The sequence below is a fragment of the Amycolatopsis sp. NPDC045836 genome, from assembly GCF_056431745.1.
Genome location: NZ_JBWKKF010000027.1, coordinates 38,284 through 60,861, shown reverse-complemented (window position 1 = coordinate 60,861; position 22,578 = coordinate 38,284). Strand labels below are relative to the sequence as shown.

The 22,578-nt window shown below is 72.3% G+C and carries 24 protein-coding genes and 1 pseudogene; 16 read left to right on the top strand and 9 right to left on the bottom strand.

All coding sequences use genetic code 11. The features are described 5' to 3' along the window. The first annotated feature begins 29 nt into the window (after positions 1-29). Positions 30-674, top strand: a complete 645-nt coding sequence (locus AC07EG_RS35045) for a lytic polysaccharide monooxygenase auxiliary activity family 9 protein (RefSeq protein ID WP_478257552.1) — start codon at positions 30-32, stop codon at positions 672-674. On the opposite strand, the gene AC07EG_RS35040 is transcribed toward AC07EG_RS35045, so the two are convergent. Together AC07EG_RS35040 and AC07EG_RS35035 are read right to left on the bottom strand one after the other, a co-directional pair. Beyond that, complete coding sequence (locus AC07EG_RS35040; RefSeq protein WP_478257551.1) at positions 664-1,209, bottom strand: cysteine hydrolase family protein; 546 nt, start codon at positions 1,207-1,209, stop codon at positions 664-666. The genes AC07EG_RS35045 and AC07EG_RS35040 overlap by 11 nt on opposite strands. A gap of 34 nt (positions 1,210-1,243) precedes the next feature. Beyond that, entirely contained in the window at positions 1,244-1,768 is a 525-nt protein-coding gene (locus tag AC07EG_RS35035) for a nuclear transport factor 2 family protein (protein WP_478257550.1), read from the bottom strand. A gap of 120 nt (positions 1,769-1,888) precedes the next feature. Between AC07EG_RS35035 and AC07EG_RS35030 the strand changes: the two genes are divergently transcribed. Continuing rightward, entirely contained in the window at positions 1,889-2,779 is an 891-nt protein-coding gene (locus AC07EG_RS35030) for a LysR family transcriptional regulator (RefSeq protein ID WP_478257549.1), read from the top strand. A 12-nt stretch (positions 2,780-2,791) separates the two neighbouring features. Here AC07EG_RS35030 and AC07EG_RS35025 read toward each other — a convergent pair whose 3' ends face one another. Next, positions 2,792-4,168: a GH1 family beta-glucosidase gene (locus AC07EG_RS35025; RefSeq protein ID WP_478257548.1), complete on the bottom strand. Its 1,377-nt coding sequence runs from the start codon at positions 4,166-4,168 to the stop codon at positions 2,792-2,794. A 177-nt stretch (positions 4,169-4,345) separates the two neighbouring features. Between AC07EG_RS35025 and AC07EG_RS35020 the strand changes: the two genes are divergently transcribed. Further along, complete coding sequence (locus AC07EG_RS35020; RefSeq protein WP_478257547.1) at positions 4,346-5,359, top strand: LacI family DNA-binding transcriptional regulator; 1,014 nt, start codon at positions 4,346-4,348, stop codon at positions 5,357-5,359. Here the strand turns inward: AC07EG_RS35020 and AC07EG_RS35015 are convergent. Next, positions 5,315-6,703: an aminotransferase-like domain-containing protein gene (locus AC07EG_RS35015; protein ID WP_478257546.1), complete on the bottom strand. Its 1,389-nt coding sequence runs from the start codon at positions 6,701-6,703 to the stop codon at positions 5,315-5,317. The two genes, AC07EG_RS35020 and AC07EG_RS35015, sit on opposite strands and share 45 nt — an antisense overlap. Between AC07EG_RS35015 and AC07EG_RS35010 the strand changes: the two genes are divergently transcribed. From AC07EG_RS35010 to AC07EG_RS34990, 5 genes are all read left to right on the top strand, one after another. Next, positions 6,702-7,931 carry an aminotransferase class V-fold PLP-dependent enzyme gene (locus AC07EG_RS35010; protein WP_478257545.1) on the top strand — a complete coding sequence of 410 codons (1,230 nt, stop codon included), beginning with the start codon at positions 6,702-6,704 and terminating at the stop codon, positions 7,929-7,931. The genes AC07EG_RS35015 and AC07EG_RS35010 overlap by 2 nt on opposite strands. 71 nt (positions 7,932-8,002) lie before the next feature. Beyond that, complete coding sequence (locus AC07EG_RS35005; protein ID WP_478257544.1) at positions 8,003-10,039, top strand: cellulase family glycosylhydrolase; 2,037 nt, start codon at positions 8,003-8,005, stop codon at positions 10,037-10,039. Further along, entirely contained in the window at positions 10,036-12,249 is a 2,214-nt protein-coding gene (locus tag AC07EG_RS35000) for a xyloglucanase (RefSeq protein WP_478257543.1), read from the top strand. The genes AC07EG_RS35005 and AC07EG_RS35000 overlap by 4 nt, the downstream gene beginning before the upstream one ends. A 42-nt stretch (positions 12,250-12,291) precedes the next feature. After that, positions 12,292-12,783 carry an AAA family ATPase gene (locus AC07EG_RS34995; protein WP_478257542.1) on the top strand — a complete coding sequence of 164 codons (492 nt, stop codon included), beginning with the start codon at positions 12,292-12,294 and terminating at the stop codon, positions 12,781-12,783. Next, positions 12,780-13,082 carry a hypothetical protein gene (locus tag AC07EG_RS34990; protein WP_478257541.1) on the top strand — a complete coding sequence of 101 codons (303 nt, stop codon included), beginning with the start codon at positions 12,780-12,782 and terminating at the stop codon, positions 13,080-13,082. The genes AC07EG_RS34995 and AC07EG_RS34990 overlap by 4 nt, the downstream gene beginning before the upstream one ends. Positions 13,083-13,193: 111 nt before the next feature. Here AC07EG_RS34990 and AC07EG_RS34985 read toward each other — a convergent pair. After that, positions 13,194-13,256, bottom strand: a pseudogene (locus tag AC07EG_RS34985) (hypothetical protein); the annotation flags it as partial. 145 nt (positions 13,257-13,401) lie between these two features. On the opposite strand from AC07EG_RS34985, the gene AC07EG_RS34980 reads away from it, so the two are divergent. Then, complete coding sequence (locus AC07EG_RS34980; protein ID WP_478257540.1) at positions 13,402-13,716, top strand: hypothetical protein; 315 nt, start codon at positions 13,402-13,404, stop codon at positions 13,714-13,716. A 74-nt stretch (positions 13,717-13,790) separates the two neighbouring features. Here the strand turns inward: AC07EG_RS34980 and AC07EG_RS34975 are convergent, their stop codons facing one another. Further along, entirely contained in the window at positions 13,791-14,237 is a 447-nt protein-coding gene (locus AC07EG_RS34975) for a MarR family winged helix-turn-helix transcriptional regulator (protein ID WP_478257539.1), read from the bottom strand. Between the two features lie 69 nt (positions 14,238-14,306). On the opposite strand from AC07EG_RS34975, the gene AC07EG_RS34970 reads away from it, so the two are divergent. Together AC07EG_RS34970 and AC07EG_RS34965 are read left to right on the top strand one after the other, a co-directional pair. Beyond that, on the top strand, positions 14,307-14,954 hold the full coding sequence (locus AC07EG_RS34970; RefSeq protein ID WP_478257538.1) for a TetR/AcrR family transcriptional regulator: 648 nt from the start codon (positions 14,307-14,309) through the stop codon (positions 14,952-14,954). Continuing rightward, on the top strand, positions 14,951-15,244 hold the full coding sequence (locus tag AC07EG_RS34965; RefSeq protein ID WP_478257537.1) for a DUF6204 family protein: 294 nt from the start codon (positions 14,951-14,953) through the stop codon (positions 15,242-15,244). Before AC07EG_RS34970 ends, AC07EG_RS34965 begins: the two co-directional genes overlap by 4 nt. A 1-nt stretch (position 15,245) precedes the next feature. Here AC07EG_RS34965 and AC07EG_RS34960 read toward each other — a convergent pair whose 3' ends face one another. Both AC07EG_RS34960 and AC07EG_RS34955 read right to left on the bottom strand, forming a co-directional pair. After that, positions 15,246-16,181 (bottom strand): sporulation protein, encoded by a 936-nt coding sequence (locus AC07EG_RS34960; protein WP_478257536.1) that lies wholly within the window; start codon positions 16,179-16,181, stop codon positions 15,246-15,248. Positions 16,182-16,252: 71 nt separating this feature from the next. Further along, complete coding sequence (locus AC07EG_RS34955; protein WP_478257579.1) at positions 16,253-16,921, bottom strand: FadR/GntR family transcriptional regulator; 669 nt, start codon at positions 16,919-16,921, stop codon at positions 16,253-16,255. A 122-nt stretch (positions 16,922-17,043) separates the two neighbouring features. Between AC07EG_RS34955 and AC07EG_RS34950 the strand changes: the two genes are divergently transcribed. Both AC07EG_RS34950 and AC07EG_RS34945 read left to right on the top strand, forming a co-directional pair. Beyond that, positions 17,044-17,541 carry a gluconokinase gene (locus tag AC07EG_RS34950; protein WP_478257535.1) on the top strand — a complete coding sequence of 166 codons (498 nt, stop codon included), beginning with the start codon at positions 17,044-17,046 and terminating at the stop codon, positions 17,539-17,541. Next, complete coding sequence (locus AC07EG_RS34945) at positions 17,538-18,911, top strand: GntT/GntP/DsdX family permease (protein ID WP_478257534.1); 1,374 nt, start codon at positions 17,538-17,540, stop codon at positions 18,909-18,911. The genes AC07EG_RS34950 and AC07EG_RS34945 overlap by 4 nt, the downstream gene beginning before the upstream one ends. 30 nt (positions 18,912-18,941) lie before the next feature. Here the strand turns inward: AC07EG_RS34945 and AC07EG_RS34940 are convergent, their stop codons facing one another. Next, entirely contained in the window at positions 18,942-19,838 is an 897-nt protein-coding gene (locus tag AC07EG_RS34940) for a LysR family transcriptional regulator (RefSeq protein ID WP_478257533.1), read from the bottom strand. An 82-nt stretch (positions 19,839-19,920) separates the two neighbouring features. Between AC07EG_RS34940 and AC07EG_RS34935 the strand changes: the two genes are divergently transcribed. From AC07EG_RS34935 to AC07EG_RS34925, 3 genes are read left to right on the top strand one after another with little or no spacing between them, the layout of a single operon-like run. Continuing rightward, a complete protein-coding gene (locus tag AC07EG_RS34935) occupies positions 19,921-21,183 on the top strand; it encodes an MFS transporter (RefSeq protein ID WP_478257532.1) in 1,263 nt (420 codons plus the stop codon). Further along, positions 21,180-22,088, top strand: a complete 909-nt coding sequence (locus AC07EG_RS34930; protein WP_478257531.1) for a mycofactocin-coupled SDR family oxidoreductase — start codon at positions 21,180-21,182, stop codon at positions 22,086-22,088. The genes AC07EG_RS34935 and AC07EG_RS34930 overlap by 4 nt, the downstream gene beginning before the upstream one ends. Beyond that, the gene (locus tag AC07EG_RS34925; protein ID WP_478257530.1) at positions 22,088-22,576 is read left to right on the top strand and encodes a nuclear transport factor 2 family protein; all 489 of its coding nucleotides are present in this window, start codon (positions 22,088-22,090) and stop codon (positions 22,574-22,576) included. The genes AC07EG_RS34930 and AC07EG_RS34925 overlap by 1 nt, the downstream gene beginning before the upstream one ends. Positions 22,577-22,578 lie beyond the last annotated feature (2 nt).

Here is a 22,578-nt window from a genome sequence, read left to right as displayed (position 1 = left end):
GGCCCCGTTCCCCGCCACCGGGAGACACCATGTCCAACCGACTCCGCGCCGCGGCACTGTTCTCGGCCGCGGTGCTCGTGCTCACCGGCGCGGCGGGCACCGCCGCCGCGCACGGCTCGGCCGTCGACCCGCCGTCACGCAACTACGGCTGCTGGGACCGCTGGGGCGACGACTTCCAGAACCCGGCGATGGCCACCGAGGACCCGATGTGCTGGCAGGCGTGGCAACACGACACGAACGCCATGTGGAACTGGAACGGCCTGTACCGGGAGAACGTCAAGGGCGACCACCAGGGCGCCATCCCGGACGGCCAGTTGTGCAGTGCCGGCCGCACCGGTGACGGCCGGTACGACTCGATGGACGCCGTCGGCGACTGGAAGGCGGCGAACAAGCCGAGGAACTTCTCGGTCAACGTCCTCGACCAGGCCCTGCACGGGGCCGACTACTACCGGGTGTACCTGACCGAGCAGGGCTTCGACCCGCTCACGCAGCCGCTGGGCTGGGGCAACCTGGAGCTGGTCAAGGAGGTCGGGAAGACCGCGCCCACCAGCAACAAGGTGATCGACGTCAGCGCCGGTTCCCGCACCGGCAGGCACATCGTCTACACCATCTGGCAGGCCAGCCACCTGGACCAGTCGTACTACTTCTGCAGCGATGTCAACTTCACCGGCTGAGCACGCGGACCCCGGCGGCACGCAGTTCCCCGAGCACGGGGTGCTCGCCGCCGGGGTCCGGCGGGTTCGCGTAGGCGGTGGCCGCCAGCGGCACGGTGACCCGGTAACCCAGGCGCACCGCGTCCCTGGCGGTGGCCGCCACGCAGATGTCGGTGGCGATGCCCACCACGGTGACCGACCGCGCCCCGGTCGCGGCGAGCAGCCCGGCGAGCGGGCCGAGCCCGCCACCGCCGTGGCCCTGCTGCGGTTCGAGCACCGGGGCGAGCAGGAAGCCGGAGAACCCGCCGCGCTTGCCCGGCCCCTTGTCCACCACCGTGCCCCGCACGTCCAGGTCCGGGTGCAGGTCGGTCCGGCCCTCCGGATCGCCGTCGGGCAGGTCGACGGGGGCGTAGTCGCGGGTGTAGAACACCGGCTCACCCCGCCGCACCGCCGCGGCCACGTGCCGGTTGACCTCGGCCAGCACGCCGGGCCCGGCGGCACCGGCCAGTTCGACGAACAGGTTCTGCACGTCCACCACGATCAGCGCGTCGCTCATGGGGGCGACGGTAGGAGCTCCAGCGCGGTGGAGGTCAACCGGCGAGCCGGTCCGGGATGGGGGCCAGCGGGTAGGCCTGCCAGAAGTAGGCGTCCGCGGCGTGCTGGTCACCGGGGAAGTTGATCGCCTCGGCGATCTTGCGGCCCCGGATCCGGAAGGCCAGCGCCCAGGTCAGGTCCAGCCCGGCGGGCTTGGTGCTCCAGCCGCGGTGCAGGTCGACCACCCACTCGCCGTCGGCGGCGAGGAAGATCGGCTGCGCCTGGAACCCGGCGCGGTTCAGCTCGGCGAAGAAGGCCAGCACCTCCTCGATCCCGGTCTTGGTGCCGGCGAGCGGGTGGTGGCCGGGAATGGTCCAGCGGATGTCCTCGGCGAAGAACGGGCGGAGCTGCCGCGGGTCCCCGGTGGCGTAGGCGGCGTAGTAGTCCTGGATCAGCTTGACGTTCGGGTGGGTGCGCCCGGCCGCGTGCGCGGTGCCGGTGGTCGCCGCACCGAGCAGCAGTGAACCCGCGGCGGCCAGACCGGCGGTGCGCAACGCATCGGCACGGGAGATCTCGGTCATTTCAGTACCCCAAGCAGGTAGTCGGCTCTTCTCCCCTTCGAGAAGACACCGGAACTTCACCCCCGTCCAAGACCGGTGGCCATAAGCTGTGCGCATAGATCACGGCGAGGGGACCAGCAGTTGGATGTCGACACCCGCGTCCTGCGGTACTTCGTGGCGGTGGCCGAGGAGCTGAGCTTCACCCGCGCCGCCGAACGGCTCTACGTTTCGCAGCCCGCCCTGAGCAGGCAGATCCGCCAGCTGGAGGCGGACCTGCGCATCCAGCTGTTCGAGCGGACCAGCCGCGAGGTGCGGCTGACGCTGGCCGGGGAGGCGCTGCTGCCCTCGGCGCGGCGGCTGGTCGCGGACTGGCAGTCCGCCCAGCGCACCGCCCGCAGCGTGGCCGCTGCCGAACTGCGGGTGCTGCGCGTCGGCTTCGAAGCCACCGGGGCGGGTCCGCTCAGCGCCAGGGCACGCACCCTGTTCACCGAGCGCCACCCCGACGTCACCATCGAGCCCAAGCGGTTCGACTGGGGCGGGGAGGCGGCCGCGCTGCGGGACGGCCTGGTCGACATCGCCTTCCTGTGGCTGCCCGCCGACACCAACGGCCTGCACGCGGAGATCGTGGCCGTGGAACCCCGCATGGTCGGCTTCGCCACCGGCCACCGGCTGGCCGCGCGGGACACCGTGACCATCGGCGACCTGGCCGACGAACCGCTGATGTGGACCAGGAAGGCGCCCCGGCACTGGGTCGACTGGTGGGCGGTGAACCCGCGCCCGGACGGCTCGGAACCCAAGTGGGGACCGGAGAACGACAACGTCGAGGAGATGCTGGAGAACGTGGCCGGGGGAGCGGCGGTGTGCATCGGCCCGCGCTCGATGGCCACCTACTACGCCCGCCCCGACCTCGAGTGGCGGCCCATCGTCGACGTCGACCCGCTGCGCATCGCCTTCGCCTGGCCCGCCACCAGCAACAACCCGCTGGTGGCGGACTTCGCGAAGGTGGTCAGGGAACTGGCCGCCAGCACGTGAGCCGCTCCCGGTTCAGCCGAGCCCGTTGCCGAGCACGACGTCCCGGTACCACTTGGCGCTCAGCTTCGGAATCCGCTCCTGCGTCTCGAAATCCACGTACACCAGGCCGAACCGCTTGCGGTAGCCCCGGTCCCATTCGAAGTTGTCCAGCAGCGACCAGAGGAAGTAACCGCGCAGATCGGCACCGGCGGTGATGGCGTCGTGCGCGGCACGCAGGTGCTCGTCGAGGTAGGCGATCCGGTCGTGGTCGAGCACCTGCCCACCGGCCACCTCGTCGTCGTAGGCGGCCCCGTTCTCCGTGATGTACAAGGGGATCGGCGGGTATTCGCGCGCGAGCCGGGTGAGCACCCGGGTCAGCCCCGAGCCGTCGACGCTCCAGCCCATGCTGGTCCGGCGCTCGGTGTGCCGGATGCCCAGCCGGGTCACGCCGGGGTGGTTCGACGGCGGCTCGACCGCGGGCGCGTCCGGGGTGCCGGACACCGTCAGCGGGGCGTAGTAGTTGACCCCGAGGAAGTCCATCGGCCTGCCGATCACCGCCAGGTCACCGTCTTCGACGAAACCGAACTCGGTGATCGGGGCGAGGTCGTCCACCACGTCCTCCGGATAGGCTCCGCGCAGCAGCGGATCCAGGAACAGCCGGTTGCTCAGGCCGTCGATGCGGCGGGCGGTGTCGGTGTCGGCGGGGTCGCCGGTCGCCGCGGTGACCGGGGTGAGGTTCAGCGTGATGCCGGCCTCGGCGGGGGCGATGGACCGCAGTGCTTCCAGGGCCAGCCCGTGCCCGAGCAGCAGGTGGTGCGCGGCGCGGACGGCGGCGGCCGGTTCGGTGCGGCCGGGGGCGTGCAGGCCGCCGGCGTAGCCGAGGAACGCCGAGCACCACGGCTCGTTCAGCGTGATGAACCGGGTGACCCGATCGGCCAGGAAGTGGTGCACCCCGGCGGCGAAGTCGGCGAAGCGCAGCGCGGTGTCCCTGGCCGGCCAGCCGCCCGCGTCCTCCAGCGGCTGCGGCAGGTCCCAGTGGTACAGCGTCACCCACGGCTGGATGCCGCGGTCGAGCAGGCCGTCCACCAGCCGCGAGTAGAAGTCGATGCCGCGCTGGTCGAGCGGCCCGCGCCCGGCGTGCTGCAGGCGCGACCAGGACACGGAGAACCGGTAGGCCCCGGCGCCGAGCGCGTGCAGCAGCTGCAGGTCTTCGGAATAGCGGTGGTAGTGGTCGCAGGCGACGTCCCCGTTGTCGCCGCCGGTCCGTCCCGGCAGCGCAGCGAAGGTGTCCCAGATGGACGGTCCGCGGGCACCGGGTGGCCCGGCGCCTTCGATCTGGTAGGCCGCGGTCGCGGTGCCCCAGACGAAGCCGGGCGGGAACCGGACCTGCTCGCCCCGTGATGTGGCCATGGCGCGGCGTTCCTCTCCCTGGCAACGAGGAGCTGAACTGGTTCAGTGACTGATCGATCTCTCGCTCCCCGGATGCACAAGGTAATCGTCCAGTGCTGTTCCAGTCAACGAAAGCGACTGCTTACCCGGTTAAGTAGGGCGTTGCTAGACTCGCCGCAGCACAACCGGGAGGCCTGCTTGAAACGTCCGACCATCGCCGACATCGCCAAGGCGGCCGGGGTGTCGAAGGGTGCGGTGTCCTACGCGCTGAACAACCGGCCCGGGGTTTCGGCCGCCACGCGCAGCCGGATCACCGGTATCGCCGAGGAACTGGGCTGGGCGCCGAGCACCGCGGCGCGGGCGCTCTCGGACGGCCGCGCCGGTGCCTTCGGCCTGGTGATCGACCGCCCGGCGGAAACGCTGGCCGCCGAGCCGTTCTTCATCCGGCTGATCGCCGGCATCCAGGACGAACTCGGCAGCGGCCCGGTTTCGCTGGTGCTGCAGGTGTCCCCGAACCACGACACCGAACTGGAGATCTACCGGCGCTGGCACGCCGAACGCCGGGTCGACGGCGTGCTGCTGATCGACCTGCGCGACGACGACGCCAGGGTGGACGCGGTGGCCTCGATGGGCCTGCCCGCGGTGGTCATCGGCGGGCCGCTGGGCCGGGCCGGGCTGCCCTGCGCCTGGATCGACGACGTGGCCGCGATCGACGAGGTGCTCGACTACCTCGCCGCGCTCGGGCACCGCCGGATCGTGCGGGTGGCCGGACCGCGCGAGTTCATGCACACCCGCGTGCGGTCCGAGGCGTTCGAGCGCGCGGCGTCGCGGCTCGGGTTCGACAGCGCCGAAGTGGTGCACACCGACTACTCCGACGAAGCCGGGGCCAGTGCCGCCCGGCGGGTGCTCGTCTCCCGCCGCCCGCCGACCGCGCTGGTCTTCGACAACGACGTGATGGCCGTGGCCGCGCTGGGGGTCGCGCACGAACTCGGCATCTCGGTGCCCGGCGACGTTTCCCTGATCGCCTGGGACGACTCGGTGCTGTGCCGGCTGGTCCGCCCCGCGTTGAGCGCCGTGCGCCGGCCGATCGCCGAGTTCGGCGCGCTCGCGGCCTCGCTGCTGCGGCGGGTGGTGGCGGGGGAGGCGGTGACCGACGAGTGCACCGCTTCACCCATGCTGATCACCCGCGGCAGCAGCGGCACCGCCGCGTAGGAGGCGGGCCGCTTCCGGCAGGTCTTCGACGCCGGCGGGCGCGGCGAAGTTCAGCCGCAGGTATTCGCCGGGTGCCTCGGCGGGGAAGAAGTCCCGCCCGAGCCCGACCGCCACACCGTCCGGGAGCGGCCGCGGGCCGGGGAGGCGGACCCACAGGTGCAGGCCACCCCGGGGCAGGCGGTCGACCGTCCAGTCCGGGACCTCGCGGTCGAGCGCGGTGGCCAGCGCGGCGCAGCGCTCCCGCAGGGCGGTGCCCAGCGCACGCAGGTGCCGTTCCCACGCGGGGCTGCTGAGCAGTTCGACCGCGGCTTCCTGCAGCGGGCGGGCGAGGAAGAAGTCGTCGACCAGGCGCATCGCCTTCAGGCGCTCGAACACCGGCCCCCTGGCGACCAGCGCGCCGACCCGCAGGCTGGGTGAAGCCGCCTTGGTCAGCGAGGTCGAGTAGACGACCGTGCCGTCCCGGTCGTCGGCGGCCAGCGGCCGCGGCACCGGGCCGCCGTGCCCGAGGTGCCTGGCGAAGTCGTCTTCGAGCACGAACGCCCCGCTCGCCCTGGCCACGGCGAGGACCTGGTCCCGCCGCCCGGGGGCGAGCACGGCACCGGTCGGGTTGTGGAAGGCGGGCTGGCAGTACAGCAGCCGCGCGCCGGTCATCTCGAACGCCTCGGCGAGCAGGTCCGGCCGGATGCCGTCGCCGTCCATCGGCACCGGGACCGGGCGCAGCCCGGCGGCGCGGGCGGCGGCGAGCGCACCGGGATAGGTCGGCGACTCCACCAGCACCGGGCTGCCCGGCGCGCCGATCGCCCGGAACGCCATCGCCAGCGCACCCTGCCCGCCACCGGTGACCAGCACGTCCTCCGGGTCCGCCCCGGCCGTGCGCGCGAAGATCGCCCGCAGCGGAGCCAGTCCCGCGGTCGGCGCGCGGTGCCAGGCGTCGGGACGGCGGGCGGCCCTGGCGAGGGCGGCACCGAGCGCTTTTCCCGGCCACAGCGAGGAATGCGGGTAACCACCGCCCAGCGGGACGGCGTCCGCGGGCGGTGGCCGGAGCAGCCCGGCCACCGAACCGGCTTCGACGCTGCGGTCGCCGAGCGCCACCGACTGCCACGAGGTGTCCGGCACCTGGTCCGGCCGGGCCCGGCGGGGAGCGGCGAAGGTGCCGCTGCCGGGCCGGGTCACCACCACGCCTTCGGCGGCCAGCTGCGAGATGGCACGGGTGACCGTCACCGGGCTCACCCCGTGGCGGCGCACCAGTTCCCGGCTGCTCGGCAGCCGCTGCCCCGGCGCCAGCGCGGCGACCTCGGCGGCGAGGCTCGTCACCAGCGCCTCGATACTGCTACTCTCGGACATGAGAGAACAGAGTAGCGCTTTCGCCGCCACCGCAGAACCGTTTCTCGACGTCGCCGCGCTGCGGGCCGACACCCCGGGCAGCGAATCGGTGATCCACTTCAACAACGCCGGATGCGGCCTGCTGGCCCGTCCCGTGCTCCAGGCGGTGCTCGACCACCTGCACCTCGAAGCGAACATCGGCGGTTACGAGGCCGCCGCCGCGAAGGCCGAACAGGTCCGGGATTTCTACGCGGCCGTCGGGGAACTGCTCAACTGCGCCCCGGAGAACGTGGCTTTCGCCGGCAGCGCCACGCACGCCTACAGCAAGGCGCTCTCGGCCATCCCGTTCGAACGCGGCGACGTCATCCTGACCACGCGCAACGACTTCGTCTCCAACCAGATCGCGTTCCTGTCCCTGCGCAAGCGGTTCGGCGTGGAGGTGCTGCACGCGCCGGACCGGCCGGACGGCGGGGTGGACGTGGACGTGATGGCCGCGTTGATGCGCTCGCGCCGGCCGCGGCTGGTGGCGGCCACCCACGTGCCGACCAACTCCGGGCTGGTGCAGCCGATCGCCGAGATCGGCCGCCACGCCCGTGAGCAGGACCTGCTCTACCTGGTCGACGCCTGCCAGTCGGCCGGTCAGTTCCCGCTGGACGTCGAGGAGATCGGCTGCGACCTGCTCACCGGGACCTGCCGCAAGTTCCTGCGCGGCCCACGCGGATCGGGGTTCCTCTACGTCGCCGACCGCGTGCTGCGGGCGGGTTACGAACCGCTGTTCGCCGACATGCACGGCGCCCGGTGGACCGCACCACGCGACTACCGGCTGCTCGACACCGCCGCGCGGTTCGAGGAGTGGGAGTTCCCCTACGCCACCGTGCTCGGCTGTGCCGCGGCGGTCCGCTACGCGCTCGGCGTCGGCATCGAACCGGTGTCCCGGCGAACGCCCGCCCTGGCCGCGGACCTCCGGGCCCGTCTCGGGGAACTGCCCGGGGTGCGCACCTTCGACCGCGGTCCGGACCCGGCCGCGCTGGTCACCTTCGCCCCGTCCGGCTGGGCGCCGGAACCGTTCAAGGCTGCGCTCGACGAGCGCGGCATCAACTCGGCGCTGAGCTTCCGCGAATTCGCCCAGTTCGACTTCGGCGACAAGGACGTCGACTGGTGCCTGCGCCTGTCGCCGCACTACTACAACACCGAGGACGAAGTGGACCGGGTGGTCGAGGCGGTGGCCGAAATCATCCCAACGGCCTAGTTACACCGGAGTTCCCGGCTGGCTACTGTCCGAGCAGGACTGGGAGCGCTCCCAAGCGGTGAGGAGTTCCGGTGCGGAAACTGCTGGTCGTGGTGTTCCTGCTGCCCGCCGCCGTGGTGGCGCCGACCGGGTCGGCGGCACCACCGGCGGCCGCGGCCACCGGCGACTGGCTGCGCACCGAGGGGAACAGGATCGTCGACGCCGACGGCAGCGAGGTGTGGCTCACCGGCGCGAACTGGTTCGGCTCCAACGCCGGCGAGCGCGTGTTCCACGGCCCGTGGAGCGCGAACATCGAGCAGGTGACCCGGTCGATGGCCGAGCGCGGGATCAACCTGGTCCGCGTGCCGATCTCCACCCAGCTGCTGCTGGAGTGGAAGGCCGGGCAGGCGGGCGTGGCCAGCGCGGTGAACACCTACGTCAACCCGGAGCTCGCGGGCCGGACCACGCTGGAGGTGTTCGACCACTTCCTGGCGCTGTGCGAGGAGTACGGGCTGAAGGTGCTGCTCGACGTGCACAGCGCCGAGGCGGACGACTCCGGCCACGTGCACCCGGTGTGGTGGAAGGGCGCGATCACGCCGGAACCGTTCTACCAGGGCTGGGAATGGGTCACCGCGCGGTACCGGCACGACGACACCATCATCGCGATGGACGTCAAGAACGAACCGCACGGCACCGCGTCGGCCACCCCGCGGGCCAAGCGGGACGGCTCGGCGGACCAGGACAACTTCAAGCACGCCTGTGAAACCGCGGGCAAGCGCATCCTGGCGATCAACCCGGAAGTGCTGATCCTCTGCGAGGGCAACGAGATCTACCCCAAGGACGGCAAGGACTGGGCTTCGGTCACGCCCACCGACTACCACGGGAGCTGGTGGGGCGGGAACCTGCGCGGGGTGAAGGACCACCCGGTGGACCTCGGCGGGCACCAGGACCAGCTGGTCTGCTCACCGCACGACTACGGGCCGCTGGTGTTCGAGCAGCCGTGGTTCAAGAAGGAGTTCGGCAAGACCACGCTGACCGACGACGTGTGGCAGCCGAACTGGTTCCACCTCCACGAGAACGGCACCGCACCGCTGCTGCTCGGCGAATGGGGCGGGCGGCTCGGCCAGGACGCCAGGCAGGACGAGTGGATGACCGCGCTGCGGGACCTGATCACCGAAAACGGGCTGCACCAGACGTTCTGGTGCTTGAACCCCAACTCCGGGGAAACCGGCGGCCTGCTGCTCGACGACTGGAAGACCTGGGACGAGACCAAGTACGACCTGCTCGAACCGGCGCTCTGGCAGCACGGCGGCAAGTTCGTCGGCCTCGACCACGAGGCGCCGCTCGGCGGCACGGGCAGCACCACCGGCATCAGCCTGGGGGAGCGGTACGGCGGCGGTGGCGGCACGGACACCGAGGCCCCGGGCGCACCCGGCGCCCTGGTGGGCACGGCCACCGGTTCGGCGAGCGTCACCCCCGGCTGGGGCGCCGCCACGGACAACGTCGGTGTGCGGGAGTACGACACCTTCCGCGGTGGCACCGAAGCCGGCAACTCGGCGGGCACGTCGTTCACCGGCAGCGGCCTCTCACCGGAGACCGAGTACACCTACACCGTGCGGGCCAGGGATGCCGCGGGCAACTCCTCCGCGCCCCCGGCCCCGCCGGCCGTGCGCACCGCGGCGGCTCCACCGGGCAGTCTCGAGGTGCGTCACCGCAACAACGACTCGAACCCGGCGGACAACGCCATCCGGCCCGGGATCCAGGTGGTCAACACCGGTCAGTCCACTGTAGATCTCAAGGCGGTGGAGGTGCGGTACTACTCCACCCGTGACGGCTCCAGCGCCGTCTCGTCCCACTGCGACCGGGCCGCCGCGGGCTGCGCGAACCTGACCACCGCGGTGCACCCGATCACGGCGGTGCCCGGCGCCCACCTGGAAATCGGCTTCACCACCGGAACCCTCGCGCCCGGCCAGTCCACCGGGGAGCTCCAGCTGCGGCTGGGCAAGAGCGACTGGTCGAACTTCGACGAGACCGACGACCACAGCCACGGCACGGCGGCCGCCCACACCGCCGCGCCCCAGCTGCCCGCCTACCTCGGCGGAACCCGGACCTGGGGAGTCGAACCATGAGGTGGCTGCTCACCGCGGTACTGCTGCTCCTGTCCACCCCGGCGCCCCCGGCCGCCGCCCCGGCGGCGATCACCTGGCGCAACGTCGAGATCGCCGGGGGCGGCTTCGTGCCCGGCATCGTGTTCAGCCGAGCCGAGAAGGACCTCGTCTACGCGCGCACCGACATCGGCGGCGCGTACCGGTGGAACCGGGCCACCGGCCGGTGGGTGCCGCTGCTGGACTGGGTGGGCTGGGACCGGTGGGGCTACAACGGCGTGGTCAGCATCGCACCGGACCCGAAGAACGCGAACCGCGTGTACGCCGCGGCCGGGATGTACACCAACAGCTGGGACCCGAACAACGGCGCCGTCCTGCGCTCGGCCGACCGCGGGGCCACCTGGCAGGTCAGCCGGTTGCCGTTCAAGCTCGGCGGCAACATGCCGGGCCGGGGCATGGGGGAGCGGCTCGCCGTCGACCCGAACGACGGCCGCGTGCTCTACCTCGGTGCGCCCAGCGGCCACGGCCTCTGGCGCAGCACCGACTCCGGCGTGACCTGGGCCGAGGTCACCGCGTTCCCGAACCCGGGCAACTACGTGGAGGACCCGGCCGATCCCAACGGCTACGCCAGCGACAACCAGGGTGTGGTCTGGGTGACCTACGATTCGCGGTCCGGCACGGCGGGCGGCCCCAGCCGGACGATCTACGCCGGGGTGGCCGACAAGGACAACACGGTCTACCGCAGCACCGACGCCGGTGCGACCTGGCAGCGGCTGCCCGGCCAGCCGACCGGCTACCTGGCGCACAAGGGCGTGCTGGACGAGGCAGGCGGCTTCCTCTACCTGGCCACCAGCGACAAGGGCGGCCCGTACGACGGCGGCGGGGGTGACGTGTGGAAGTTCGACACGGCCTCCGGCGCCTGGACGCGGATCAGCCCGATCCCCTCGGACAGCGGGGACAACTACTTCGGCTACAGCGGGCTGAGCGTGGACCGGCAGCACCCCGGCACGCTGATGGTCACCACGCAGATCTCCTGGTGGCCGGACACGATCATCTTCCGCAGCACCGACGGCGGCGCCACCTGGACCCGGAGCTGGGACTGGGGCAACTACCCCGAGCGGATCGACCGCTACGAGATGGACATCTCCGCCGCGCCGTGGCTGACCTTCGGCGCGAACCCGGCACCACCGGAAACAGCACCCAAACTGGGCTGGATGACCGAATCGCTGGAGATCGACCCGTTCGACTCGGACCGGATGATGTACGGCACCGGCGCGACCATCTACGGCACCGGGAACCTCACCGCCTGGGACCGCGGCGGGAAGATCCGCATCACCCCCGCCGCGGCCGGGCTGGAGGAGACCGCGGTGCTGGACCTGATCAGCCCGCCGTCCGGGCCGCCGCTGGTCAGCGGGCTCGGTGACCTCGGCGGCTTCCGGCACGACGACCTGGCGAAGGTGCCGAAGATGATGTTCACCGGTCCGGTGTTCACCTCGGCCACCAGCTTGGACTACGCCGAGCTGTCGCCGGGCACGATGGTGCGCGCCGGCAACGCCGAGCAGGCACCCCGCGTGGCCTTCTCCACCGACGGCGGCGCGAACTGGTGGGGGGCCACCGAACCCGGCGGGGTGACCGGGGGTGGCACGGTCGCGGCCGCGGCGAACGGCAGCCGGTTCGTCTGGAGCCCGCAGGGCGCGGCCGTGCACCACTCGGCAGGCTTCGGCAACTCGTGGACACCGTCGGCGGGCATCCCGGCCGGTGCGGTGGTCGAAGCCGACCGGGTGAACCCGATGAAGTTCTACGGCCTGGCCGCCGGACGGCTCTACGTGAGCACCGACGGCGGCGCGAACTTCACCGCCGCCGCCACGGTGGACGCGGCGAAGCTCCACGCCGTGCCGGGCCGCGAGGGCGACCTGTGGCTCGCCGGTGCGGGCGGGCTGTTCCACTCCACCGATTCCGGTGCCACCGCGACCCGGCTGCCCGGCGTGGACAAGGCGGTCAACGCCGGCTTCGGCAAGGCCGCGCCCGGCAGGGCCTATCCCGCGCTGTACCTGGTGCGGGAGAACGGGTTCTTCCGCTCGGACGACACCGGGGCCACCTGGGTGCGGATCAACGACGACGCCCACCAGTTCGGCAACGCAGGCGAGGCGATCACCGGTGATCCCCGGATCCACGGCCGGGTGTACGTCGGCACGAACGGCCGCGGCATCGTCTACGCCGACACCGCCGGGTAAATCGGTGGCCCGAGCCGGGCTCGTCCTGGCAGGGTGGCCGCCGTGATCCTCTGGCTCTTCGGTCCGCCCGCGGCGGGCAAGACCACGGTGGCGCGGGAGATCGCCCGCCGCCACCCGGACCTCGCCCACGTCGACACCGACCAGATCGGGCTGTGCTACCCGGCGCCGGAGGACGACCAGGACAACCACCGGGTCAAGGCCGCCGCCCTGGCCGCGGTGTGGCCGAACTACCGGGACGCCGGGGTCCGGGGGCTGGTCGTCTCCGGCAACCTGCGCACCGCCGGCGAGCTGGACCGCTACCGCGGGCACCTGGACGGCGTCGAGCTCGTGCTGTGCCGCCTGCGTGCCGAAGCCGAGGTGCACGAGGCGCGGTTCCTGCGCCGCGGCCGGTTCACCGACCTGGTCGACCTGTGCCTGGAGCTGGCCGGCGAGCTGGACCGCACGGAGTTCGCCGACTGCACCGTCGACACCACGCACCTGTCCGCCGCGGACTCGGCGGCGCTGGTGCTGGAGCGCACGGGGTTCGGCCGATGACCGAAGTGATCTGGCTGTACGACCCCGATGAGCGCGGGCAGTCCGCCGAAGCCTGGGCGATCTACACCGGACTGTTCACCAACGGCACCAAAGCCGCCTACATCGATCTCAACGACATCGGCTGGAACGGGGACGAACGGCTGCTCCGGCGCAACTTCGCCGCGTTGTGGCGGGTCTACGCCGCAGCGGGCGCCCGGCACCTGGTGGTGTTCGGCGGCGCGGCAGGCGGTTCGGCCGCCCGTGAATACGCCGCCCTGGTGCCGGGCGCCCAGCTCACCGTCCGCCGCGGCGGGCGGTGACGGGGTGACCACCGCCCGGCTCACGCCCCGCGCGTAGTGCCGGACGCTGGTGCCCAGCCGCACCCGGAAAAGCCGAGTGCCGCGGAACTGCCCCGGCGAGTTCCGCGCTTCCGGGGAGTGGCAGGAGGAATCCGCGAGCCCGCGCCGGACGACGAAGGTGGCGTCCGACTTCAGCAGGGCTGGGCCCGGCCGCGTTCACCACGCCGGTGCGCACGAGGCCGGTCGTGGGCAGGCGGGTGCCCGCGGACATCTGGCAGGCGTGGCCGGCTTGTTCGCCAACATGCTGTCGTTTTGACAGCCTTATGGCTATGGTGGTGGCATGATCCTGCGGATGTGGCACGGCTGGGCGTCCGGCGCCCGGGCGGACGCCTACGAAGAGCTGCTGAACAACACCATCGCCCCGGCCATCCTGCGGCGGGGCATCCCCGGCCTGCAGGACCTCTCCGTCCTGCGCCGGGACTCCGAGGGGGAGTCGGAATTCGTCACCATCATGACCTTCGACGACTGGCCCGCCATCCACGCCTTCACCAACGGAGATCCCGATGCCTCCGTTGTGCCGCCCGCCGCCCGGGCCCTGCTGACCCGCTTCGATCCCCGTCCGCAGCACTACGCCCTCCTGCAGCGCCACTCCTGAGCCGAAGGCCGGCGCCACTTGCCGCCAGCCGGCGACTTCTCCGGCCTGTCCGCAACGGAGTGATCGGCGAGGGCTCAGGGGGGCGTTCGGAGAGAGGTCAGGAGGGCGTGCAGGGTTTCCCTGGCCTGGCGCAGCTCTTCGGCGGTGGTGGCGGAGCGGGTGAGCAGGCGGCGCCGGGCATCGTCGGAGCGGGCGAACAGGCGGGTCAGGGTGGCCCGGCCGTCCGGGGTCAGGGCGATCAGCGGGGAGCGGGCGTGGTCCGGGTTCGGGGTGGCCTCGACCTGGCCGGTGTCCAGCAGGTCGGTCACCACCCGCTGCACGCTCTGCGGGGTCAGGCCCAGGCGCCGCGCCGCGTTCGGGACGGTGCGCGGGCCGTCCGACAGCACGCTCAGCACGTGCCACCTGGCCGCCGTCTGCCCCGCCTCGCGTGCGATGTCCTCGCTGGTGCGCCGTGAGATCCCGGCCAGCTCGTACACGTCGGCGATGAGCAGCCGGTACTCCTCCAGTGCGTCGTCGGTCACGGCGACAGCATACGGACGCCGGTCAAAATGGAGTCGACTGCAAAATTGCAGTGTGCTTCAATCATGGGTGTGAGTGGAGGTTTGCGGGAACGCAAGAAGCGGCTGACCCGCCGCCGGATCGCCGACGTGGCGCTCGGGCTGTTCGTCGAACGCGGCTTCGACCAGGTGACGATCGCCGAGGTGGCGGAAGCGGCGGACGTCGCGGTCAACACCGTCTACAACTACTTCGCCGCCAAGGAAGACCTCGTGCTGCCGCCGGACGAGGCGTCGCCGGACCGGCTGGCCGACATGGTGCGCGAACGCGCCGCCGGCGAATCGGCGGCCCGAGCGGTGCTCGCGCGCCTGCGTGACGAGGTGCGCCGCCGCGATCGCACGATCGGGCTGACCGAGGGCTTCGGGCGCGTGCTGGCGATGATGCTCGCCGCGCCGACCCTGGCCGCGCGGCTCGAAGAGGTCAGCGCGCAGATGGTGCACCGGCTCGCCGAACTGCTCGCCGAAGAGACCGGTGCACCCGAGCACGACCCGGTGCCCCGCCTGGTCGCGAGCCAGATTGGCTGGTTCCACGGCGTGGTGTTCGGCGAGATCGGCAGGCGCACCGTGGCGGGCGAGGACCCCGAGCGGATCGCCGAAACCGCCCTGACCCTGCTCGACGCGATCGAGGGCCTGCTCGGCGAGCGGGTGCTGACCTATGCCACGCGAACGGAGGACCCCCGGTGAACGTGTTCCGAGTGACGATCCGCGGCAAGTTCGACGGCCTGACCGACGCCCAGCGCACCCGGCTGGCCGAAAGCGCGGGCGGCCTGGTGTTCAGCGAGGCGGGCACGTTCACCCACGACGCGAACGCCACCGTGTTCACCTTCCGGTGCCAGGTGCCCGCCCGCCGGGACGACGACGACCGCGCGGCGAAGAACCGCGCGATCGCCGCACTGGACGCCCACGAACTGCCCTACCGAGACCTCAAGGTCGCGGTCACGGACATGCGTGAGATCAAGGTGAAGCGGAGGTGACCTATTCCTCGAACTCGCCGAGGTCGCCCATCTCGTCGAAGACCTCGCCGAGCACCATGCCGCCGACCACCCCGGCGGCCACACCGCCGACCACGGCACCCATGCCGGGGCCGTGCCCGTGGTGGCCGTGGTGGCCGTACTCCCCGTAGTGCCCGCCGTGCGCGGGCCTGCTCTCGGCGACCCGCGTCAGCCACTGGCCGATCAGCTCGGCCCAGTTCACCCGCTCGGCTTCCTCGTGCGCGTAACCGAACCGGCCGAATGCGTCCCCGCCGGCGCGGAACACGCCACCGCGCTTGTCCGCCTCCAGCACCACGTGCAGTTCGTGCGGCGTGGCCACGAAGGTCAGCTCGACCTCGTTGATCCGGCCGGCGAACTCGCGCGGCGGGTAGAACTCCAGTTCCTGGAAGCAGTCGAGCCGCTGCGGCACGCCGTGCAGCCTGCCCAGTTCGACGTCGGCGCTGTGGAACTGGAAACCCAGCTCGCCGAACGCGTCGAGCACGGACTCCTGCGACGGCAGCGGGTGCACCGCCACCGGGTCGAGGTCGCCCTTGTCCGGCGCCCCGGCGATGACCAGTTCGGTGCGCACGCCGACGACCATGCCGCGCAGCTGCGCCGAACCCACCGCGGTGATCGGTGTTTCCCACGGCACCGGCAGCTCGAACGGCACGTCCAGCGGTTCACCGGCGGCCACGCGCACGTCCTGGCGCACCACGATGCGGTGGAAGTCCAGCGTGCCGACCTGCTCGCGGTCGTGCCGCTCGGCTTCGGCCCTGGTGACCAGCGACAGTTCGATGCGGTCGATCCTGGCTTCGTGCTTGCCGCCCTGGATGCGCACCTGACCGGTGATCGTGCCGCCGGGCACCGCGTCGGGGGAGTCGAGCACGGTGTCGACGGACGGTCCGCCGACGCCGAAGGCGCTCAGCATCCGTTTGAACATCAGGAAATCCTCCGGGAGTGGGATGGCTCGCCCTGGTAGTGAAAGGCGCAAACCGGACACTAGCAGGAGGCTCAGCCGAGCAGTTCCGCCATTTCGTCCCGCGCCTGGATGACGATGTCGCGCATGGCGCGCTCGGCCCGGTCGGCTTCGCCCCGGTCCACGGCGAGCGCGACTTCCTGGTGCAGCGCCACGGCTTCCGGCTGCGGTTCGGGCGGCATCAGCCCGTGCCCGGTGCGGCCGGTGAGCACCTCGGCCACCACGGCGGCGAGCTGGCTGAACATGGGGTTGCCCGAGGCGGTCAGCAGCAGGTCGTGGAAGGCGATGTCGTGCCCGAGGAAGGTGACCAGGTCGCGGGCCTTCGCCGTGGTCGCCAGCCGTGAGCCGAGGGCACGCAGCTGCCCGCGCTGCTCCGGGGTGGCACGCAGGGCGGCGAACCGGGCCGCGCTCGGCTCGATCGCGGACCGCAGTTCGGTCAGCGCCCGCAGCGCCGCCTGCCGCCGCGGCCCGTCGAGCTGCCAGCGGATCACCCGCGGGTCGTAGTGGTTCCAGTCGCCGTGGTCCCGCACGGTGACACCGACCCGGCGCTTGCTGGAGGTCAGCCGCATGGTCTCCAGCGCCCGCACCACCTCGCGCGCGACCGTGCGCGACGCGCCGTAGCGGACCTGGAGTTCTTCCAGTCGCAGCACCGAGCCCGGGGGCAGCTCGCCGCCGGCGATGGCGGTGCCCAGCTCGTCCAGCATCTTCGCGTGCACCCCGTCGGCCATGTCGTGACGGTAACGCACTGACTCGATTAAGTAGTACTTTCACTTGATTAAGTAGTACCTATTGGGTTTAGGCTCTCCCGCGGACGAGGAGGTCATTCATGGCGGTCATCGTGGTGATGGGCGTGGCGGGGGCGGGCAAGAGCACCGTCGGCGCCGCGCTGGCCGGGCGCATCGGCGTCGAGTTCGCCGAAGCCGACGCGTTCCACCCGGCGTCGAACATCGCGAAGATGTCCTCCGGGGTCCCGCTCACCGACGCCGACCGGTGGCCGTGGCTGGAAGCGATCGCCGGCTGGGTGCGGGCGCACACCCGATCGGGTGGAGTGGTCGCCTGCTCGGCGCTGAAGCACGAATACCGCGACGTGCTCCGCGCCGGCGGGAACGTCTGGTTCCTCCACCTCGACGGAGTCCGCGAGCTGCTCGCCGCCCGCATCGGCGGGCGGTCCGGCCACTTCATGCCAGCGTCCCTGCTGGACTCCCAGCTGGCCGAGCTCGGTCCGCTGCGGCCGGGCGAACGAGGCCGCACGCTGGACGTCGGCGCCCCGCCGGAGCAACTCGTGGAAGCCGCGCTCACCGCCTACCGGAAGGACCACCCGTGAACCAACTCGCCGCGGCCGCAGGCGGGCACGACCTCCGCCTGCTCGGGGCCACCGCGCTGGCCATCGCGTTGATCGTCGTGCTGATCACCAAGCTCAAACTGCACCCGTTCCTCGCGCTGATCCTGTCCTCCGGGGTGCTGGGCCTGGTCGCCGGCCTGCCGGTGGACAAGCTGATCAAGAGCTTCAGCGGCGGGGTCGGCTCGACCGTGGCCTCGGTCGGGGTGCTGATCGCGCTCGGGGCCATGCTCGGCAAGCTGCTCGCCGATTCCGGTGGGGCCGAGCAGATCGTGGACACCATCATCTCGCGGTCCGGGCCGAAGCTGCTGCCCTGGGCGATGGCGCTGGTGGCCGCGCTGATCGGGCTGCCGATGTTCTTCGAGATCGGCCTGGTCATGCTGATCCCGGTGGTGCTGCTGGTGTCCCGGCGCAGCGGGCAGCCGCTGCTGCTGCTCGGCATCCCGGCGCTGGCCGGGCTCTCGGTGCTGCACGGCCTGGTCCCGCCGCACCCCGGCCCGCTCGCCGCCGCCGGGGCGCTGAACGCCAACGTCGGCATCACCCTGGCCTTCGGCGTGCTGATCGCGATCCCGACGGTGGTCATCGCCGGTCCGCTGTTCGGCAGGCTGGCCGCGCGGCTGGTGCCGGACGCGCAGGCCCCCGCTCACCTGGTGCCGGAATCGGTGGGTGACACCGAGCAGAACACGCGCCGCCCCAGCTTCTTCGCCACGGTGGCCACCGTGCTGCTGCCGGTGGTGCTGATGATGGGCAAGGCGCTGGCGGACATCCTGCTGGACAAGGAGAACCAGCTGCGGCGCGTGCTCGACTTCGTCGGCGACCCGCTGGTGGCGCTGCTGGCCGCGGTGCTGGTCGGCATGCTCACCCTCGGCCGGGCCGCCGGGTTCAGCCGGGGCCGGATGTCGGGCACGCTGGCCGATTCGCTCGGCCCGATCGCCGGCATCCTGCTCATCGTCGGTGCCGGTGGCGGGTTCAAGCAGACGCTGGTGGACGCCGGGGTCGGCGACGTGATCACCGAACTGGCCACCGGGGCGAACTTCTCCCCGCTGCTGCTGGGCTGGCTGGTCGCGGTGGCCATCCGCCTGGCCACCGGCTCGGCCACGGTGGCGACGGTGTCCGCGGCGGGCATCGTGGCCCCGCTCGCGGCCACCCTGGACCCCGCGCACAGCGCCCTGCTGGTGCTCGCGATCGGCGCGGGCTCGCTGTTCTTCTCGCACGTCAACGATGCCGGGTTCTGGCTGGTCAAGGAGTACTTCGGCCTGTCGGTGGGGCAGACGGTGAAGAGCTGGTCGATCATGGAGACGGTGATCTCGGTGGTGGCGATCCTGCTGATCCTGCCGCTGGGCGCGGTGCTCTAGCTGCGCTGATCCCGTTCCCCACCTCCCAGCTCACGCGCCCCCCTTCGGCCCGACGGAGAAACCACGGGCGGCGATCAGGTCCAGCAGGGTGCGCACCGCCGGGCTCGGCCGGCCCGCGCGGGTGGCGATGGTGAACGGCCACACCGGGGTGTCCTCGAGCGGGATGGTCCGGACGCCCGAGAGCAGCCGGAGGTCCGGCACCACGGCGATGCCCAGGCCCGCGGCCACGTACGCGGGCACGGTGCGCAGGTCGGCGACCTCGACGGTGACCCGCCGCGGGGCGCCGATGGCTTCGAACGCCCGGTCCAGCGCGATCCGGTTGCCGAACCCGCGCGGGTTGTCGACGAACGACTCGCCGGTGAGCTCGGTGAGCGTGAGCGAGCGGCGGTCCGCCAGCCGGTGGCCGTCCGGCAGCACCACCACGTAGGGTGCCGAGCCCAGTGGGCGGGTGGCCAGGCCGGCCAGGTCCGATTCGGGCAGGCCGACCAGCGCCACGTCGAGCCGGCCCTGCCGCACGTCTTCGGCCAGCCCGGTCGAGCCGGTGACCGACACCGTCACGTGCAGCTCCACCAGCGGGTACCGCCGGTGGAAGGCGCCGAGCAGGTCGGGCAGGTCGAGTTCGCCGACGCTGGTGAGGGTGCCGATGCGCAGGCGGCCGCGCAGCCCGGCGGAGGCGTCCGCGACCACCTCGCGTGCCCGGTCGACCGCTTCCAGCGCGGCCTTCGCCTCGGGCAGGAACACCGCGCCCGCCGGGGAAAGCGCCACCCGCCGGGTCGAGCGGTGGAACAGCTTGACGCCCAGTTCGGTTTCCAGCGCCCGGATCGTCGCGGACACGGTGGACTGCACCGCGTACAACCGCTGCGCGGCCCGGGTGAAGCTGAGTTCTTCGGCGACGGCGACGAAGTGTTCGAGCTGACGGGTTTCCACGGCGGCGATTATCGCCGATGGCGATAGCTGTGACCAGGATTGTTCGTTGGACTTGGATTATCCACCGGTCCATCGTGGAGGCATGGTCCACCTCATCTCGTCGAGCCGCCCCGCGCCGGGGCGGATCAGCCACGGCACCGGGTTCTGGGTCGTCGTGGCCGCCTTCGCCGCCGCACTGGCCTTCTCCACCGTGCCGACCCCGCTCTACGTGCTCTACCAGCAGCGCGACGGGTTCCCGACGTTCGTGGTGACCATCGTGTTCGCCGCCTACGCGGTCGGCGTGATGGTGAGCCTCTACCTCGCCGGGCACGTCAGCGACTGGCTGGGCCGCCGCCGGGTGATCCTCGCGGCGACGCTCGCGGAGGCGTTGTCGGCGGCGCTCTTCCTGGCCTGGCCCGAGGTGCCGGGCCTGGTGCTGGCCAGGTTGGCCGGCGGGGCGGGCATCGGCGCGCTGACCGCCACGGCCACGGCCCACCTGTCCGAACTGCGGGCCGTCGCCCGGCCCGCCGAGGGGCCCGGGCGCGCCGGGCTGGTCGCCACCGCGGTGAACATGGGCGGGTTGTCGCTCGGGCCGATCGCCGGTGGCGTGTTCGCGCGGTACTCGGCCGAGCCGCTGCGCACACCGTTCGTCTTCTTCCTGGTGCTGCTGCTGGTTTCCGCGCTCGCGGTGGCACTGGTGCCGGAAACCGTGGAGCGGGCGGAGGAACGCCCGGCGTACCGCCCGCAGCGGGTGTCCCTGCCGGTGAGCGCGCGGCCGGTGTTCTCCGGCGCGGCGATCGGCGCCTTCGCCGCGTTCGCGATTTCGGGCCTGTTCATGGCACTGGCCCCGACCCTGCTGGCGCAGGGGTTGCACGAGGACTCCCGGCTGCTGGCGGGGTTCGCGTCGTTCTCGGTGTTCGCCGCGGCGGCCGTGGCGCAGTTGGTGTGCGCCGGTCTGGCCACCCGCACCCAGTTGCGGCTGGGTTTCGCGTTGATGGTCACCGGGCTGGTGGCGCTGCCCGTGGCGGTGACCGCCTCGTTGCTGTGGTTGTTCCTCGCCGGGGGCGTCGCCGCCGGGGCGGGCGTGGGGCTGGGCTTCCGCGCGTCGGTGGCGACCGTGGCCGCGCTCGCCGGACCGGCCCGTCGCGGGGAGGTGCTCGCGGCGTTGTTCCTGGCCGCCTACGCCGGGCTGGTGCTGCCCGTCCTGTTCATCGGCCTCGCGCTGGTGTGGTTGCCCAGCTCGGCGGCGCTGATCGGCTTTTCCTTGCTGGAGCTGGGTTTGCTGGCTCATGCGGGTTCGTTATGGTCGCGGGTCTTGGACGGCGGCCGCCGGGCGGGGTCAAGCTCCGTGGCATGGACGGATTGAGCAGACGGACCCTGCTGGCGGGCGCGGGCACGGCCGCCGTCGCGATGGCGGCGGCCGGCACCGCCGAGGCCACGGCCACGGGTGAACTGGACGGGCAGGTCGCACTGGTCACCGGCGCGGCACGCGGCATCGGCCGGGCGACCTGCCTGGCGCTGGCGAAGGCGGGCGCCCACGTGGCGGCACTGGACATCGCCGACCCCGCGGCGATCCAAGTGGACTATCCACTCGGGAGCGAAGCGGAACTGGCGGACACCGCGCGGCAGGTGCGCGCGCTCGGCCGCCGCTGCACCACCATCCGCGCCGACGTGCGTGATGCGGTGCGGATGCAGCAGGCCGCGGACGAGGTCCGGCGCGCGCACGGCAGGCTGGACATCACCGTGGCGAACGCCGGGATCAACACCTACAGCCCGCTCGCCGAGATGAGCGCGCGGCAGTTCGCCGACGTCATCGACGTCAACCTGATCGGCGTGGCGAACACCGTGCGCGCGGCCGTCCCGCACCTGGTGGCGCGGGGGAGCGGGGCGATCATCGTGGTCTCCTCCAGCGAGGGCAGGCACGGCGCCCCGCAGCTGGCGCACTACCAGGCCGCGAAGTGGGGGGTGATCGGGCTGGTCAAGGGCGTGGCCACGGAGGTCGGCCCGGCCGGGGTGCGGGTCAGCGGGGTGGCGCCGACCGGGGTGCGCACGCCGATGGTGCTCAACGACGCGACCTACGAATGGGCAGGCGGCACCGGGCCGGAGGACCTGGAGAAGGCGTTGCGGGCCTACCACACCCAGCCGGTCGGGCTGATCGAACCCGGGGACGTGGCCGAGGCGATCGCCTTCCTCGCTTCGCCGCGGGCGCGGTACGTCTCGGGCACGGTGCTCGACGTGACCGCCGGGGCCAGCACCCGCTGGTCGGCGTGATGAAGCGGCGAGCCGCCCTGGTGGCGGGAGTCGCGGGCGTGGCGGCCACCGTGCCGCTGCGGGCCGACGCGAGCGCCGGTGGTGACCCGGTGGAGGTCACCACCCAGATGGCGGTGCGGTTCGACCTGCGGGACTGGGCCGGCCTGCGACGGGTGTTCGCCGACGAGGTGTGGCTCGACTACAGCGCGCTGACCGGTGTCCCGGCCGGCCCGGTCGCGGCGGACGACCTGGTGGAGAGCTGGCGGACCGGCCTCGGCCACCTGGACGCCACCCAGCACCTGCTGGGGAACCAGCTGGCCCGCACCCGCGGCGGCGAAGCCGAGGTGACCGCGGAATTCCAGGCCGTGCACCGGCTGGGGAGTCGCTTGTGGACACTCGGGGGCCGGTACCGCTACCGCCTGGTGCGGGGATGGCGGATCACCGCGGTGACGATGACCCCGGTCTGGGAAACCGGCGACCGCACCATCATCGGCCTGCCGCCGGTCTAGGA